Genomic DNA, 15873 nt, shown 5'->3' on the forward strand with positions numbered 1-15873 from the left:
GGGGTGCGTGTCACACGGCCTGCGCTGCCACCCCACGCCGGCGCGCGATCACTTGACGCACCACCAGCTTCTCCAGCTCCACGATCACGAACACCGCCAGCCCGAAAGCCAGGATGCGCGCCCAGTCGTCCGCACCGATGGCGGTGGTCCCGAACAGCGTGTGCATCAGCGGGACATAGGTAAACGCCAGCTGCAGCACCACCAGCACTCCGATCGCCAGCCACATCGCGCGCGAGCGGAACAGCTCCCCGCCCGGTAGCACCGGCTGGTGGATCAGCCGCAGATTCAGCAGGTAGAACGCCTGTCCGGCCACCAGGGTGTTGATTGCCACCGTGCGCGCGACCTCGTCGGCGACCCCGACGAGACTCTCCATGTAGACGAAGTGCCCGAAGGTGCCGGCCCATAGCAGCAAGGCAACGAACGGGATGCGCCACAGCAGGAAGCCGGACAGCAACGGGGCATTCGGCGCGCGGGGCGGGCGCTGCATCACCCCCGGCTCGGCGCGCTCGAAGGCCAGCGCCATCGCCAGCGTGACCGAGGTCACCATGTTGACCCACAGCACCTGCACCGGGGTCAGTGGCAGCGCCAGGCCCATCAGGATGGCCATCATGATGGTCAGCGACTGCCCGGCGTTGGTCGGCAGCATGTGCAGGATGGCCTTGCGGATGTTGTCGTAGACCGTGCGGCCCTCCTCGACCGCATGGGCGATGGACGCGAAGTTGTCGTCCGCCAGCACCATCTCCGAGGCCTCCTTGGCCGCCTCGGTGCCCTTCCCGCCCATGGCCACACCCACATCCGCGCGCTTCAGCGCCGGGGCGTCGTTCACCCCATCGCCGGTCATGGCGACGATCCGTCCGCCCGTCTGCAGCGCCTTCACCAGCCGCAGCTTGTGCTCCGGCGAGGTCCGCGCGAAGACATCCGTGCGCTCCGCGATCTCCGCCAGCGCGGCATCGTCCAGCGCATCCAGCTCGTGGCCGGCGCGCGCCTCGGCATCGCGCCCCAGCCCCAGCTGCTCACCGATCGCCCGCGCAGTGGCCAGGTGGTCCCCGGTGATCATCTTCACGTCGATCCCCGCCGCGCGACAGTCAGCCACCGCGCGGATGGCCTCCTCGCGCGGCGGGTCGATGATGCCCACCAGCGCCAGCAGGGTGAAGCCACCGGCCTCGACATCGTCAAAGCGCAGCTCGCCACCGTCCGCTTCGGCCTCGCGCACCGCGACCGCCAGCAGGCGCTGGCCGCGGGCCGCCACCGCCTCCATGGCCGCATGCCAGTGATCCGGATCCAGCGCCTCGCGGGTCTTGCCATCCACCTGCTGCTCGCTGCAAAGCTCCAGCACGCGCTCGGGCGCGCCCTTCAGGAAGATCCACGCATGCCCCTCGTGGTCGTGGTGCAGGGTGGCCATGTAGCGATGATCCGACTCGAAGGGGATCACGTCGGTGCGCGGCAACCGTTCGCCCTCCAGGTGCAGGTCGAGCCCGGCCTTGCGCGCCAGGGTAATCAGCGCGCCCTCGGTCGGATCCCCCTCCATCACCCAGTCGCCGTCCTTCTCGTAAAGCCGGGCATCGTTGCACAACAGACCCGCCCGCAGCACCTCGCTCAAGAGCGGGTCGTCATCCGGGTCGATCTCCCGCTCGTCCTCGGAGAACTGACCCTGCGGGGCATAACCCACGCCACTGACGAGGATCTCGCGGGTGGCCGTACGCAGCGTCTGAGCGGTCATCTCGTTGCGCGTGAGCGTGCCGGTCTTGTCGGAACAGATCGCGGAGACCGAACCCAGGGTCTCCACCGCCGGCAGGCGGCGGATAATGGCATTGCGCCGCGCCATCTTCTGCACCCCGATGGCCAGGGCAATGGTCATGATCGCCGGCAATCCCTCGGGGATGGTGGACACCGCCAGGCTGGCCGCAGCCAGAAACATCTCGTCCAGCGGATAGCTGCGCACCCAGTAACCGAAGGCAAAGGTGGCCATCGAGATCACCACGATCACCGCGGCCAGCCAATGGCCGAACTGCTCCATCTGGCGCACCAGCGGCGTTTCCAGCCCCTCGACCTCGCCGAGCATGGTGGAGATGCGACCGATCTCGGTGTGCTCGCCGGACGCCACCACCACACCCGTGCCGCGGCCAAAGGCGACCAGCGTCCCGGAGAAGGCCATGCCGCGGCGATCACCGAGGCTCGCGTCGGGGTCCACCGCAGCGGTTTCCTTCTCCACCGCCACCGACTCGCCCGTCAGCACGGCCTCCTCGAGGCGCAAATTCTTGGTCTCGAACAGGCGCAGGTCCGCGGGTACCCGGTCCCCGGCCTGCAGGTACACGATGTCCCCCGGGACCAGCTGCTCCGCGGGGATCTCGCGCCGCTCGCCACCGCGCGCGACCAGCGCGCGCGGGGAGAGCATGCGGCGGATGGCGTCCAGGGCCTTCTCCGCCTTGCCTTCCTGGACGAATCCGATCAGCGTATTGATCAGGACCACGGCCAGGATCACGCCGGTATCCACCCAGTGGCCCAGCAGCGCCGTTCCCAGCGCGGCTACCAGAAGGATGTAGATCAGGACGTTGTGAAAATGGCGCAGGAAGCGCCGGAGAACGCCCGCCCGTTCGGGCGGACGCAACTGATTGGGGCCGTAGTGCGCCAGGCGCTCCTCGACCTGTTCTGCCGTCAGCCCCTCGCGCGAGGCCCCCCAGTGTTCGAGTGCGGCATCCGCATTCTGGCTGTGCCATGCCGGGACATCGCGATCATCGCGGGGCGATTGAGGGTCGGGAGCTTCGGGCATGGGCAACCACTTCCAGGGAAACACTGATTAATGTCGCCCTATCGTCACTCGGGACCCGGGGGACGACAAGCCCCCCAGAGCGCCACACCGGCGAACCGATCAGAACTGCATACCGACCTTGCCCATCACGCGCATGTTGTCGGCATCCGCGCGGCGGCCGTCGAAGCGGTCATTCTCGGTGAACTGATAGCGCGCCTCCAGCCCCAGGAACCACTGACGATCCAGCTGGTACTTCAGGCTGCCGCCCACCTGGGCCGCCCACAGGCCGTTGGTGTCGTCGTCCAGCTTGGCGCGCACGTAACCGATGCCCGGACCGAAACCCAGCGACAGGCGTTCGTTGGGCTCGAACATCCAGTGGCTGTTGATCTCGGCGCTGGTCATCTTCAGCGGGTCGTCGCTGTAGCGGCTCACGCTGAAGTGATGCCGCAGCACCCCGGTGGCCGGCTGAAACAACTGGCAATTGGCACCGATCTCGACCCCATAGGCCGCATCGGAACTGGCATCGGAGAGGTCCGGAGAAACCACCCCGCCCAGCAGGGCCACGCTGGGCTCCATGCCACGCTCGACCGCGCTGGCCTGCGCGAACGGCACCAGCACCAATGCACCCAGGGCCAACATCGACATCGTCTTCTTGTGCTGCATCGCACACCTCCTGATCAACATGAATAAGCAGACGCTAATGGTAGCCCAGCATGGCGTGATCTTCATCACGCGCTCACGGAACGCGTGGCCCGGAATGGAATTTTCCTCCCCGCAGTTGCATCTCTCAGCCGAAGCTCAACCCCGGAAGGGTTTTCCTGATCCCTGAAAAATTCAGGGGAACCCTCGGCGGCCGAAGGCCTCGAAGGGGGTGAACCCGCCCAACCCGAAAAGGCGAAGTTCGCTCTTCCAAGCAACAAGAAGAACCATCCACTCAGAAGCAAACGGAGGACCTCATGTCCGACCAACCGAATGCAAACCGTCGAAAGTTCCTGCGTCAGGCATCCGCGGCCGTGGCGGCTATCCCGGTGATCAGCATGGCTGGGATGTCCACGGCCAAGGCCGACAACCCCAAGGCCGAGGACGGCCATCGCCACGACTACGTGAACAATGCAGCAGATGCTGCCGGTCACGAGGACTACTCGGAAGGCGAGAAGTGCAAGAACTGCGCCTTCTGGGGCGGCGGCGACTCCGAATGGGGCCAGTGCTTCCACGCCGACTTCCAGGGTGTTCAGGTGAACGCCGCTGGCTGGTGTGACGAGTACGTCGGGGCCTGATCCTGACACCTCCGTCCGGTCCGGGTATCCGGGCCGGACGCTTGCCTCCCGCAGCGCTCCCCCGCTGCGACTTGCATCCCCGCCGCACCTCCCCGCAAGCTAGACCCTCAATTCCGTAAACCGGCCTCTCCCTTGTCAAACGTGGCCGAAAGGAATGTGCGTGCCTGACCACTCATCCCGGCCGTCTCGCCGCATCGCCTCCGGCGACCCACGCCCCGACTCGCGAGTCGGCCGCTAATGGACCTCTCGCCCGCCGCCTTCACCATCCTCTACCTGGTCTACGGCCTGGCATTCTTCTCGCTGGGTGTAGTCGCCCTGATCCTGCCAAGGGGCGATGGCACACTGCCGTTTGCCCGGCATTTTTGGCTACTGGCCCTGTTCGGCCTGATCCATGGCACCTACGAATTCCTGCAGGCCGCGGGGTTTCACTATCCGTCGGCACGGGACCCGTGGCTCAACGCCACCTGGCAGCTGCTCTCCTATGCGCCGCTGCTGGAGTTCGGACGGCGCGCCCTGATCACCAGCCATGCGCGCATCCGCCTGGATGCCCTGTGGCTGTACCCAGTCATCGCCGCCGGGCTGTTGCTGGTCATCGGGATGGCGGAGGATCCGGGCCGCGGCCTCGCCAATGGCGGGCGCTACCTGGTCGGCTTCCCCGGCGCGCTGCTCGTCGGCCTGGCCTTCTGGTTCCTGCTGCGGCGCCCCGCCCTGCGCGCGCCGCAACCCGGCGATCATGGCCGCCACCATCCAGCCGTAGCCACCCTGGCACTGGCCTTCCTCGGCTATGCCCTGCTGACCCCGTTCCCGGGGACCGTCGATTCGGGGCTGCCCGGCTGGCTGCCAACCTATGGCGACCTCCTCGAGGCCAGCGGGCTGCCGGTACAGCTATTGCGCATGTTCACGGCCCTCCTCGCCGGCATCGCACTGATGAGCCTGACCCGCACCCTGGGCACCCAGCAGGGCGACGACCTGCTGCGCATCCTCGACACCATCAACGGCTTCGTCTATCGCTGCCGCAACAACCCGAGCTGGGACGTGATCAATGCCGAGGGCGCACTCGAGGAGTTCACCGGGTACCCGCGCGGGGATTTTGTCGAGGGCGGCATGACGTTCGGCGACCTGATCCACCCGGATGATCGCGAACGGGTATGGCGCGAGGTCTCGGAAGGCCTTCAGCGCTCCGGTCAGTTCCAGATCCAGTGGCGCATGATGCGGCAGGACGGCGGCATATGCTGGGTCTTCGAGCGTGGGACCGGCACCTACGACGACCGGGGCCGGCTTCGGTACATCCAGGGCCACGTGATCGATGCCGACGAACTGGTCACCACCAGCGAGAGCCTGCGCGCCAAGACCGACGAACTGGAGGCCTTTCGCTCCACCCTCGATCTGACCCTGGACGCGGTCTTCCTGTTCGACGTCGAGACCCTGCGTTTCATCTACGTGAACCAGGGAGCGGTGGACCAGACCGGCATCCCACGCGAGGAACTGCTGACCCTGCACCCCTTTGATATCAAGCCGGACTTCCCGGAAGGCCGCTTTCGTCAGCTGATCGAGCCGCTGCGCCGGGGCATACGCGACCAGCTCCGCTTCGATACCAACCACCGGAATCGCGACGGCTTCGATGTGCCGGTCGAGATCTCCCTGCAGATGGTGGCGCCCCGCGGCGAGACGGCCCGGTATGTGGCGATCTCGCACGACATCACCCAGCGCAAGCACAACGAAGAGGCGCTGCTGCAGGCCCTGGCCGAGCTGGAGACCTCGCGCGACGAACAATCCCGACTGCTGGAACTGACCCAGCGCGAACAGGGGCGCATGGCCGCCCTGCTCTCCGCGATGAGCATCGGCATCCTGTTCGAGGACCGTGAAGGCCGAGTGGAATACGTGAACCCGGCCTTCCGCCGGATGTGGGACATCGACAACCAACTGGAATTGGTGGGACGGGCCTCACGCGAGGTGCTGGAGCACTCCACCCACCGCTTCGCCCGGCCGGACCACGCCTCGCGCCATGTGCTGCACGTGCTGGATACCCACGAGATCAGCGAACGCTTCGAGGTCGACCTGTACGACGGGCGCATCCTGACCCAGGTCTCCTACCCGGTGCACGATACCGACGAGCGCACCATCGGCCGCCTATGGCTGTACGAGGACGTGACCCACGAACGCCAGACCGCCCAGCAGCTGGTCTATCTGGCCGACCATGATGCCCTGACCGGGCTCTACAACCGCCATCACTTCCAGAAGCGCCTGGAACACATGATCCACAGCGAACGTCGCCGCAAAGGCCGTTTTGCCCTGCTGTATTTCGATCTCGACGAATTCAAGACCATCAATGACACCTTCGGCCACCGCGCCGGAGACACCGTGCTGGTACGCGCGGCCGGCGAGATCGCCGCGCTGGTTCGCAGCCAGGATATCTTCGCCCGCCTGGGTGGCGACGAGTTCGCCATTCTGGTGGATCGCGACTCGGAGCACGAGCCGATCGAGCTAGCCGAACGCGTTGGCCGCGCGATCGCCTCGATCCCGTTCCGCTTCCGCGGCCAGAACTACCGACTCACCGCCAGCATCGGCATCGCCCACTACCCCGAGCACGGTGACAACGTGGAGGACCTGGTGGCCCACGCGGACACCGCGATGTACCAGGCCAAGGACCTGGGCAAGAACACCTGGGCGGTATTCGACCGCAGCCGCAACACCGCCGAGAACATGCTGGAGCGGATGTCCTGGAGCCAGCGCATCGCCTCGGCCCTGGAACTGGGCCATCTGGAGCTGCACTACCAGGGGATCTACGCCATCGATGACGGCCACCTGCACCACCTGGAGGCCCTGGTGCGCATGCGCGACCCGACCAAACCCGACGAGATCAGCATGCCCGGCCAGTTCATCCCGATCGCGGAGAAGACTGGCCAGATCCTGGATATCGACCGCTGGGTAATCCGCGAGAGCATCGCCCGCCTGGCCGGCGATCCGACGATTGCCGGCATCGCGATCAACATCTCTGGGCGCAGCTTCGACGAACCCAGCCTTCCGCAGTACATCGCCCAGCAGCTGGCACAGCATGCAGTCGAACCCCGCCGGCTGATCATCGAGCTGACCGAGACCGCCGCGGTGTCCGAGATGCAGGACGCCCAGCGCTTCATCGAGGCGTTGCAGCAGACCGGCTGCACGGTGTGCCTGGACGACTTCGGCTCCGGCTTCTCCACCTTCGCCTATCTCAAGTACCTGGGCGTGCAGATCCTCAAGATCGACGGCATGTTCGTACGCGACCTACCCAACAACCGCGACAATCAGGCCTTCATCCGCGCGATGGTCGATGTCGCCCGCGGTCTCGACAAACGCACCGTCGCCGAGTGCGTGGAAGACGGCCCGACCCTCGCGATGCTGGCCGAGCTGGGCGTGGACATGGCGCAGGGCTATCACCTGCACCGGCCATCCCTGGAGATCCCCCGCGAACGGGGCGACACGGACTAGGCCCAGCGTTCCTTTCCGGAGAGCGGCTCAGTCCATCACTTCGACACCCTCAACGAGCTCCGCCCCGTCCCCCTCGAAGTGAAAGCCGACGGCATCCGTCGCGACCCGGAACTCGCCTTCCGCCTGTATCCAGCCCTGTTCCAGGACGTTCGCATCGACCCGCTCGAACAGCCGCTGCAGCGCCAACGCAGTGGCACCCCGGGCCGCGTATTCCAGGCCGTGGCGCTCCCATCCGGCACGGGCCGCATCCGCCAGCCCCCAGCCGGTCTCGACGAACCCGGCAATCCACAGCGCGCGCAGCACCCCGTCACCCCACTGCTGGCGCAACTGCGCCATCCCGGATCGCGTATCCGCGGCGGCCTCCACCGTCGCAACCAGCGATGCGGGCAACAGCTCGCGCCAGTCATCGCTCTCGAAAGCGCCCGGCATCAAATCCTCGTCGATAATCTGAACAAAGTCCGGGACCGGGTCGGAACCCGTGCGTTCCGCCAGCTGGATCAATGCCCCGGCCTCGTCGCGATAACCGGACAGGGCAAACCCGCACAAGTGATGGTCCACGATGTCGTGCACGAACACCGACGTCGGGATGCGCTCGCCGGCAAAGGGCGTCGCCGCGATCACGTCCGCGCCGCGTCCTGGCCGATCCAGCTTCCAGCCACGCACCCCAAAGCCATCCGCCCAGGATTCGGCGTAGTGCACCGGGATGGCCACGCCACCCTCGTCCCCACCCTGCATGCCCCGTTCGCGCGTCATTGACTCCTCCGTACCAGGTGTCGTCCTTGCACTTTACCGACCGGTAAACTAGTGTGCAAAGACATGAAAGCCATCACACCCAACGACACCCGCGGTGCAAGCCGCGAAGCCCTGCTGCAGGCCGCCCGCGACCTCATCGTCACGCGCAGCTACACCTCCGTCGGCATCGCCGAGATCTGCGCGCAGGCGGGCGTGCGCAAGGGCAGTCTGTATCACTTCTTCCCCGGGAAGGAGGCGCTCACCCTGGCGATGCTGGACGCGCTCTACGCGGACTTCGAGCGCGAAGTGCTGATCCCCGGGCTGTCGGGCGCCAACGGACTCCGCGCGCGCATCGACGCGTTCGTCCATGCGATCCATGCCTTCGAGGCGCGGATGCAAACGGAATCCGGTCAGCTGCCCGGCTGCCCCTTCGGCAACCTGGCGGTGGAGATGGGTACCCACAACCCGGCCCTGCGCCACGCGATCCGGAAGCACCTGGATGCGGTCACCGCACATTTTCGCACCGTGCTGGACGCGGCCGTACAGAACGGCGAGCTTCCGCCCGAAACCGACACCGGTGCCGCCGCCGAACAGTGGCTGGCGCTAATGGAAGGGATCCTGGTGATGGCCAAGGCCGATCAGGATCCGGCCACGATCCTGCGCCTGGGCCCCGCGCTCGGGGCGCTTCTGCTCAACCCGACCCCGGAGGTCTACCATGAGCGATGAACACTTCCCCCTGCATGACGCCACCAGCGCCCCCGACGCGAAGCCAGCCTTCGAGCAGGCCGAGCAGACCTTCGGCATGGTCCCCAACCTGATCCGCAAGATGGCCAGCGCGCCAGCCCTGGCGGAGGCCTATCTGTCCCTCAATACCCTGCTGCAGCAGACCTCCATGAGCCCGACCGAGCAGTGCACCCTGCTGCTGACGGTCAGCCGCTATCACGAATGCGACTACTGCATGGCCGCGCACAGCATGACCGGCCGCATGACCGGCGTTCCGGACGGCGTGATCGATGCGCTGCGCGAGGACCGGCCGATCGACGACCCGAAGCTGGAGGCGCTGCGCCAGTTCACCCGCGCCATGGTCGAACAGCGTGGCTGGGTCGACGAGGCCACCCAGAAGGCCTTCCTGGACGCCGGCTACACGCACCCGCAGATGCTGGAGGTGATCCTGGCGATCGGCCTGAAGACCCTGTCCAACTACACCAACCACATCGCCGGCACCCCGGTCGACGAGCCCATGGCCGACGAGCGCTGGACGACACCGGGCGCATAACCGCGCCGTGCCGACGTCCCCGAAGGAGAAACCAACATGAGCGAAGAAACCGCCGATCTTGTTGTCATCATGATCACCGGGCCGGAGAACAAACGCCGTCTGCCGTCGGCCTTCTTTCTGGCGGCCACCGCCGCCGCAAGCGAACAGAACGTCATCATGTACTTCACCGGGCCGGCCACGGAACTGCTGAAAACCGGCGTCGCCGAGAACATCCATCCCATGGAGGGCGGCAAGAGCATCGCCGACTTCATGAAGAACGCCATGGACAACGGCGTCCAGATGATGGGCTGCCGGCAATCGCTTGAGCTGAACGGAATGGATGAATCGGATCTGGCCTACTCGGACCTCCCCTTGCTTACGCCCTCGCAGGCCTTGCCTTCGCTGGAGTCGGCCGGCAAAGTCCTGACCTGGTAATCACACGAGGGGCCGCACCGGTGGCCCCTCTCCGACCGGAGGCGTACAGGGGCGTGCCGGACCATCGCAAGCTCATCCTCCTGCTGTCCGCCTATCGCGCCGACAGCCACGCGGCCTGGGCGGACTGGTTAACCAGCACCTTCGATGCGTTCGACTGGCGGCTACTGGAACTGCCGGGGCGCCACTTCCGTTGGCGCATCCGCGGCAACCCGATCTCCTGGCTGGACGAACTGGCGACCACGGAAGCCGACGCAGTCATCGCCACCTCGATGGTGGATCTCGCCACCCTGCGCGGACTCCAGCCCCACCTCGCCGCCCTGCCCACGCTCTACTACGTGCACGAGAACCAGTTTGCCTATCCGCTGGGCCCGCAACAGGTGGATTCGGTGGACCCGCAGATGGTGCAGATCTATGCGGCGTTGGCCGCGGACCGCATCGCCTTCAACTCGGCGTTCAACCGTGACTCGTTCCTGGAAGGGATGGCGACCCTGCTCGGACGCATGCCGGATGCGGTACCTCCCGGGATACGGGACCGACTGACGGAGCGCAGCGCGATCCTACCGGTGCCGATCCAGCCAACGACCGTGGCCAGCGGCGCTCGCGATCCGGGCCTGATCCTCTGGAATCACCGGTGGGAGTACGACAAGGCCCCGGAGGTCTTTGCCGAGGCCATGCTGACGCTGGCCGGGTCGGGCGTGGATTTCCGTCTTGCCCTGCTGGGGCCGCGGCCGGCGAACGTCCCCGAACCCCTGCAAAAGCTGCGCGAGGCCCTGGGGAACCGGATCATCGCCGATGGCAAGCTGCCCCGCTGCGAATATGACGCGTTACTGGGCCGCGCAGGTATCGTCGTCAGTACCGCCCGGCACGAGTTCCAGGGCCTGGCAGTGCTGGAGGCCAGCGCCGCTGGTGCCACACCGCTGGTCCCGGATGCCCTGGCCTACCGCGAACAATACCCCGATGCCTGTCGCTACCCGCAAGGCGATGTAGACACGCTGACGGAGCGCCTACAGGCATGGCTGCAACAAGGGGCCCCACCCGCACCCGACGTCCGCGCGTGGACGCCGGGGCGATTGGAGCCGCACTGGAAAGGGATGCTGGACGACCTCGTTATGGGCGACCGCAAGGGGCCACGGGTCAATCGCGGCTGACGACGACCCGATCCGACATCTCGTCCTCGGCCACGAACACCGGGCGGATCACGTCGCGGTAATTGCGGATGCGCTGCACGTAGTACACCGGCTGATACCCGCGCGCATAGCCGTAGCGCAGATCCTTGTAGTAACGCTCCTCGGTCAGTAGCGGCAGGATCTCGCGCATGTCGGCCCAGCGATCCGGGTCCCGTCCCAGCTCGCGCGCCAGGCGGCGCGCATCCAGCAGGTGGCCCCGGCCGATGTTGTAGGCCGCCAGCGCCAGGTAGGTTCGATCCGGTTCGACGATGTCATCCGGCAGCAACCCGTGCTGACGCTGCAGGTAGCGGGCCCCGCCGTCGATGCTCTCCACCGGGTCCAGGCGATCGACGCCCAGCGACTCGGCAGTGCGACGGGTCAGCATCATCAGCCCGCGCACGCCCGTCGGGCTGCGCGCCTCCGGATCCCAGTGCGACTCCTGATAGGCCAGTGCAGCCAGCAGATCCGCGGGCAGATCCGTGCGCTCGGCCGCCTCCTCGAAGTGGGGATGGTACTGGGGCAGGCGATCCTCTATGCGCCGGTTCAGCGCGCGCAGGTCGACGAAGTCGAACTGGTTGATGTAGGCGTAATAGCGCTCGTCCACGAGGTCGCGCAGCTCGCGACCACCGGCGCCCTGCATCCAGGTCGCGGCCAGCTCGGCGAGCTCGGCGTGTTCCGGATCGACATACCATCCCAACGCGCGCGGCGCGGACAGATCGAAGGCGATGTCGAGATGCGGGAAGGAGCGGCGGTTATAACGCACGATGTGCGAATCGGCCACGGTGCAGCCGATCTCCTGCCGGGCGACCTGCGCCATCAGGCGCTCGGTGCCAATCTCGCGCACCTCGAACTCGACCGATTCCGGCAGCGCCTCCTCCAGGGTTTCGACGTAGCTGCTGCCGGCCGAGACGACCAGATCGACACCCTCCAGCTCGTCCGTCGAACCCGGCAGGCCGGACAAGTCGCGATGGCAGACCACCTGCTCGCTCACCTCCATGTAGTGCGGACCGCGGCGAAAGCGCTCATCGCGCGACGGCAGATGGGTCAGACCCGCTGCCGCCATGTGCGCCGCGTCGGATTCGAGCGCCTCGAGGACACCGGAAACCGAGTCGGCCATGACCCATTCCACCTTCCAGCCATGCGCCAGGGCAAAGCCTTCGACCAGGTCGTGCTCGGTGCCGGACGTCTCCAGATGCTGGTCAAAGTACCAGGTGGTGGGTGCGTTGCGGGTCACCACGCGCAGCGTGCCGGTCTCCTCCACGGAGGCCAGGCGATCGCCCGCAGCCGCGTTGGAAACCATCGTTCCGGATTGCCCGTTCTCCGAGCCACACCCGGCCAGTAACGCCAGCAGGGCGGCCGGGATCAATGCCTGGAGGGGCCGCCCACAGCGTGCGGTGCGAGTGCCCCGTCCCTTGCGCTTCGATTCTTCGGTCATACCGGTTTCCTTCCCGTCGGCAGCCGGCGTCAAACGCCAACCGATTCCATGACGGATCCATGAATGTCCGATACAGAGACTAGGGTTTTGCGGAATGGTTCTCAAAAACACCCATGCTCGCGGGGTTGCGGAATCATCAGGCATCCGTTCACGGACGTTCGACTCACCCGTGCCGGTGGGCACAAGGGCGACACGCCCTGTACAGTCGAAGTCCGGCCTGCCGCCGAGCGAACGACCGGGCCCGGAACAAGACCCAAGGCCCCGCCAAACCCAGCGGGCATCCTTGAGGCCCAGGGCGACACTGATCAACAACTCGAGCGCGGGCGTGCGAATCGATCGGTGACGCCCAGGGGGAACACCTCGACATCCGCACGATCCAATCGCCCGTCACTTGCCAGGAGCGCAACAACATGCCCGTGGAATCCCTTCTTCTCCTACTGCTCATCGGCGGCATTGCCGGCTGGCTCGCAGGCCTGCTGGTACACGGGTCCGGGCAGGGCATCCTGCTGAATATCGTGGTTGGCGTGATCGGCGCCTTCCTCGGCGGCTGGCTGTTCACCCAGCTCGGGGTGCAGGCAGGCGGACTGATCGGCAGCCTTGCCGCCGCCACCGTGGGCGCCGTGCTGCTGCTGGGTCTGCTTCGCTTGATCCGAAAGGACTGATCCACCCGATCCAAGGAGTTCTCATGATCCAGATCCTCGGCATCATCCTGCTGGTTGGCGGCCTGATCGCCGCCCTGGTCGGTGTTCAGGACGCCTTCGGCATGCGCGAGCGCGCGGCGCGGCTGTTTCTTGACCGCTTCACCCGGCGCACCCTCGCGCTGCTTATCGGTGGCGGCGTGGCGGCGCTGATCGGCCTGATCCTGATGACCTCGAAAATGTGATGCGGTTGGCGTGATCTTCCCGAGACGGTAGGGTCCCCCCCGGGGGAGCCTGCGGCCGACACCGGACGCGGCATCGCTGCGGAACCCCCCTGGAACCAAAAACGAGGGGAGACCGCATGACTCTGACACCGTCGCGCCGTCTGGCGCTCTCGATCGCCGTTAGCTCCGCCCTGTTCGCCGCCCCCACGACCCTGCTGGCCGCCGGCTTCTACCTCCAGGAGCAGGGCGTATCCGGCCTCGGCCGTGCCTACGCCGGGGAGGCGGCCATCGCCTCCGACGCCAGCACCATCTACTTCAACCCGGCCGGCATGACGCGTCTGGAAAGCAACGAGCTCCAGGCGGGCGTGCATTTGCTGATCCCCAACGCGGAGGTCAACCAGCGCAACACCCAGGCCCACGGGCGAGACAGCAGCAATCCCTACGATCCAACCCCGATCCCCAACCTGTACTGGGCGGAGCAGTACGCCGACCGCGTCTGGCTGGGCTTCGGCCTCACCGCGCCCTTCGGCCTGAAGAACGAGTACAACGACGACTTCTTTGCCCGCTACGACTCGCTGGAATCCGACCTACAGGTGCTGAACCTGCAGCCCAGCATCGCGTTCGAGCTGACCGACCGGATCTCCATCGGCGGCGGCCTCGACCTGCAGTACGCCGATGCCACCCTGCGCAGCGCGACGCCCGGAGGGCTCCCGCCCAGCCCGGCCACCGACGGCGAGTTTGAACTCGAGGGTGACAACTGGGATGTCGGCTTCAACATCGGCATGCAGTTCGACCTGAATGATGACACCCGGCTGGGCATCCACTACCGCGACGGCATCACCCACACCCTGAAGGGGACCGTGACCTCCACCCAGCAGGGTGTTCTGCCCGGTCGTGCCGACCTGAAACTGCCCGATATCGCGTCGATCGGCATCCAGCATCGCTTCAGCGATCGCTGGACGGGCCTGGCCCAGTACACCTGGTTCAACTGGTCGAACTTCGACGAGATCCAGATCCAGCTGCCCCAGGGCAACGAGCAGGTGCTGGAACAGAACTACCGCAACAGCTACGCCCTGGCGGTGGGGGCCGAGTACGCAATGAACCCGCGCTGGACCCTGCGTGGCGGCATCCAGTACGACCAGACCCCGACGCAGACCGACGGGCGCAGCACGCGCACCCCGGATGGTGACCGCACCTGGTTCTCCTTCGGTGCCAGCTACGCCAGCAGCGAGCGCTTCACCTTCGACCTGGGCTACAGCTACATCCACATCGCCAGCGAGGATCTCGATATCACGCGCAGCTTTAACGGGACCGACATCAACATGCAGGGGACGACCAAGGGTCACGTGCACGTCCTGTCGGCCGCCATGCGCTACCACTTCTAGTCCGTGATCTTGTAGCCCCACCATCCGGGACAGGGCAAACGCCCTGTCCCGGTCACCTGCGCTCCAGTTCGACTCCGCAGGCCGCCGCCAGGGCGCGTCGGTCGGCGTCGCTCAGGTCGCGCCGTCCGGCGTTGGCCTCACCCAGGATCGCGTGCATCACCGCCGCCGGGTCGTCCACGTGCTCGATCCCCAGGGCGTGCCCCAGCTCGTGCGCCAGCGTCAGGCGCAGCTCGTCCGCGTCACTGGCCTTGAACACGGTGATAGAGCGCCGCGCGCCCTGCTGCTCGTAGACCGCCATGTCGAAGGCACCGGTCGCGCCGATCTCGCGGTTGAGCTCCGCGACCCGTTCGTTGAAGCCATCGATCTCGCCCTCGAGGTCGCGGATCTCGCGGTTGAGCTCGTTGCGCCGACGCTCCAGCGTGCGGCGGCCCTGCTCCAGGTCGTCCCGCGCCGCATCCAGCGCCCGGCGCTGCCGTTCCAGCCGCTCGCGGTTCCCCGCGCTGTGCGCCATGCGTCCGGCATTCCACGCGGCCACCGCCTCTCCGTACTCGCGCTGGCGCGCCTGAAGGTCCTCCAGGCGTCGCTGATAGCCCGCGGCGTCCGCCGCCAGCGCCGAGTGGCGGTGATCCAGGCGCTCCTCGCGCTCGGCGATCCCCCGCTTGAGCCGGTCCAGCTCCGCGCGCGCCCGGTCGCGGCTCTCGGCACCCGCCTGGCGCTCGTCGAACACCAGCCGGACCGGCATGCCCTCGCCCTCGCGCTGACGGAAAAGGGTTTCCGGCGTCGGCCCGTCCCACATACTCACAGCTGCATCCAGGGCCGCCTGCACCGCGTCACGCTCCAGCCGGAAGCGCGGGTCCACAGCCTCCAGATGCAGGGTGATGGGCACCTCGCAGCGCGGCGCGGCCAGGTGCGCATGCCCAGCGGAGCCGCCCGGCGCTTGCCCTTCTTGCCACAGGACACCGCCCAGCGCGAGCGCCCCGACACCGCCAACCAGCCATACCGGTATTGCCATTTCAGCTCCTCCCTCGCACACACCCAAGGTACCAGCCAGCGGGCGCCGCCACCCGCGTTTGCCCCGTCATGACGCGCCAGGCACCATTGAACCCATT

General features: G+C 66.8%; 14 protein-coding genes. 9 read left to right on the top strand and 5 right to left on the bottom strand.

Annotated features, from left to right (window positions below):
* Positions 1-10: 10 nt before the first annotated feature.
* Together F816_RS0111950 and F816_RS0111955 are read right to left on the bottom strand one after the other, a co-directional pair.
* A complete protein-coding gene (locus F816_RS0111950) occupies positions 11-2770 on the bottom strand; it encodes a cation-transporting P-type ATPase (protein WP_019594912.1) in 2760 nt (919 codons plus the stop codon).
* Positions 2771-2869: 99 nt separating this feature from the next.
* Positions 2870-3412 carry an outer membrane beta-barrel protein gene (locus F816_RS0111955; RefSeq protein ID WP_019594913.1) on the bottom strand — a complete coding sequence of 181 codons (543 nt, stop codon included), beginning with the start codon at positions 3410-3412 and terminating at the stop codon, positions 2870-2872.
* Positions 3413-3705: 293 nt separating this feature from the next.
* Here F816_RS0111955 and F816_RS0111960 point away from each other — a divergent pair, with 293 nt between their 5' ends.
* Positions 3706-4026 (top strand): high-potential iron-sulfur protein, encoded by a 321-nt coding sequence (locus F816_RS0111960; protein ID WP_019594914.1) that lies wholly within the window; start codon positions 3706-3708, stop codon positions 4024-4026.
* Positions 4027-4263: 237 nt separating this feature from the next.
* A complete protein-coding gene (locus tag F816_RS0111965; protein ID WP_019594915.1) occupies positions 4264-7494 on the top strand; it encodes an EAL domain-containing protein in 3231 nt (1076 codons plus the stop codon).
* Positions 7495-7521: 27 nt separating this feature from the next.
* Here F816_RS0111965 and F816_RS0111970 read toward each other — a convergent pair whose 3' ends face one another.
* Positions 7522-8247 (bottom strand): hypothetical protein, encoded by a 726-nt coding sequence (locus tag F816_RS0111970; RefSeq protein WP_019594916.1) that lies wholly within the window; start codon positions 8245-8247, stop codon positions 7522-7524.
* A gap of 63 nt (positions 8248-8310) precedes the next feature.
* Between F816_RS0111970 and F816_RS0111975 the strand changes: the two genes are divergently transcribed.
* Genes F816_RS0111975 through F816_RS0111990 form a run of 4 tightly spaced genes read left to right on the top strand, consistent with a single transcriptional unit; the run spans position 8311 to position 11064 of the window.
* Positions 8311-8952: a TetR/AcrR family transcriptional regulator gene (locus tag F816_RS0111975; protein ID WP_019594917.1), complete on the top strand. Its 642-nt coding sequence runs from the start codon at positions 8311-8313 to the stop codon at positions 8950-8952.
* Entirely contained in the window at positions 8942-9502 is a 561-nt protein-coding gene (locus F816_RS0111980) for a carboxymuconolactone decarboxylase family protein (protein ID WP_019594918.1), read from the top strand. The genes F816_RS0111975 and F816_RS0111980 overlap by 11 nt, the downstream gene beginning before the upstream one ends.
* A gap of 36 nt (positions 9503-9538) precedes the next feature.
* Positions 9539-9916: a DsrE family protein gene (locus tag F816_RS0111985; protein ID WP_019594919.1), complete on the top strand. Its 378-nt coding sequence runs from the start codon at positions 9539-9541 to the stop codon at positions 9914-9916.
* A 53-nt stretch (positions 9917-9969) separates the two neighbouring features.
* Positions 9970-11064: a DUF3524 domain-containing protein gene (locus tag F816_RS0111990; protein WP_019594920.1), complete on the top strand. Its 1095-nt coding sequence runs from the start codon at positions 9970-9972 to the stop codon at positions 11062-11064.
* Here F816_RS0111990 and mltF read toward each other — a convergent pair.
* Complete coding sequence (gene mltF / locus F816_RS0111995; RefSeq protein ID WP_019594921.1) at positions 11051-12517, bottom strand: membrane-bound lytic murein transglycosylase MltF; 1467 nt, start codon at positions 12515-12517, stop codon at positions 11051-11053. The two genes, F816_RS0111990 and mltF, sit on opposite strands and share 14 nt — an antisense overlap.
* 410 nt (positions 12518-12927) lie before the next feature.
* Here mltF and F816_RS0112000 point away from each other — a divergent pair, with 410 nt between their 5' ends.
* The 3 genes from F816_RS0112000 (at position 12928) to F816_RS0112010 (ending at position 14764) form a co-directional block, all read left to right on the top strand.
* Positions 12928-13179: a GlsB/YeaQ/YmgE family stress response membrane protein gene (locus F816_RS0112000; RefSeq protein WP_019594922.1), complete on the top strand. Its 252-nt coding sequence runs from the start codon at positions 12928-12930 to the stop codon at positions 13177-13179.
* 23 nt (positions 13180-13202) lie between these two features.
* The gene (locus F816_RS0112005) at positions 13203-13400 is read left to right on the top strand and encodes a DUF3185 family protein (RefSeq protein WP_019594923.1); all 198 of its coding nucleotides are present in this window, start codon (positions 13203-13205) and stop codon (positions 13398-13400) included.
* A gap of 116 nt (positions 13401-13516) precedes the next feature.
* Positions 13517-14764, top strand: a complete 1248-nt coding sequence (locus F816_RS0112010) for an OmpP1/FadL family transporter (protein WP_019594924.1) — start codon at positions 13517-13519, stop codon at positions 14762-14764.
* Between the two features lie 52 nt (positions 14765-14816).
* Here the strand turns inward: F816_RS0112010 and F816_RS0112015 are convergent, their stop codons facing one another.
* On the bottom strand, positions 14817-15776 hold the full coding sequence (locus F816_RS0112015; RefSeq protein WP_019594925.1) for a matrixin family metalloprotease: 960 nt from the start codon (positions 15774-15776) through the stop codon (positions 14817-14819).
* Between the last annotated feature and the right edge of the window lie 97 nt (positions 15777-15873).

It is taken from the genome of Thioalkalivibrio sp. ALM2T (genome assembly GCF_000381505.1).
Taxonomy (GTDB): domain Bacteria; phylum Pseudomonadota; class Gammaproteobacteria; order Ectothiorhodospirales; family Ectothiorhodospiraceae; genus Thioalkalivibrio; species Thioalkalivibrio versutus.

What these genes read in the sequence shown, in the direction of transcription:
- F816_RS0111950 (WP_019594912.1), bottom strand. Translation starts at nt 2,770, where the DNA reads ATGCCCGAAGCTCCCGACCCTCAATCGCCCCGCGATGATCGCGATGTC.
- F816_RS0111955 (WP_019594913.1), bottom strand. Translation starts at nt 3,412, where the DNA reads ATGCAGCACAAGAAGACGATGTCGATGTTGGCCCTGGGTGCATTGGTG.
- F816_RS0111960 (WP_019594914.1), top strand. Translation starts at nt 3,706, where the DNA reads ATGTCCGACCAACCGAATGCAAACCGTCGAAAGTTCCTGCGTCAGGCA.
- F816_RS0111965 (WP_019594915.1), top strand. Translation starts at nt 4,264, where the DNA reads ATGGACCTCTCGCCCGCCGCCTTCACCATCCTCTACCTGGTCTACGGC.
- F816_RS0111970 (WP_019594916.1), bottom strand. Translation starts at nt 8,247, where the DNA reads ATGACGCGCGAACGGGGCATGCAGGGTGGGGACGAGGGTGGCGTGGCC.
- F816_RS0111975 (WP_019594917.1), top strand. Translation starts at nt 8,311, where the DNA reads ATGAAAGCCATCACACCCAACGACACCCGCGGTGCAAGCCGCGAAGCC.
- F816_RS0111980 (WP_019594918.1), top strand. Translation starts at nt 8,942, where the DNA reads ATGAGCGATGAACACTTCCCCCTGCATGACGCCACCAGCGCCCCCGAC.
- F816_RS0111985 (WP_019594919.1), top strand. Translation starts at nt 9,539, where the DNA reads ATGAGCGAAGAAACCGCCGATCTTGTTGTCATCATGATCACCGGGCCG.
- mltF (WP_019594921.1), bottom strand. Translation starts at nt 12,517, where the DNA reads ATGACCGAAGAATCGAAGCGCAAGGGACGGGGCACTCGCACCGCACGC.
- F816_RS0112000 (WP_019594922.1), top strand. Translation starts at nt 12,928, where the DNA reads ATGCCCGTGGAATCCCTTCTTCTCCTACTGCTCATCGGCGGCATTGCC.
- F816_RS0112005 (WP_019594923.1), top strand. Translation starts at nt 13,203, where the DNA reads ATGATCCAGATCCTCGGCATCATCCTGCTGGTTGGCGGCCTGATCGCC.
- F816_RS0112010 (WP_019594924.1), top strand. Translation starts at nt 13,517, where the DNA reads ATGACTCTGACACCGTCGCGCCGTCTGGCGCTCTCGATCGCCGTTAGC.
- F816_RS0112015 (WP_019594925.1), bottom strand. Translation starts at nt 15,776, where the DNA reads ATGGCAATACCGGTATGGCTGGTTGGCGGTGTCGGGGCGCTCGCGCTG.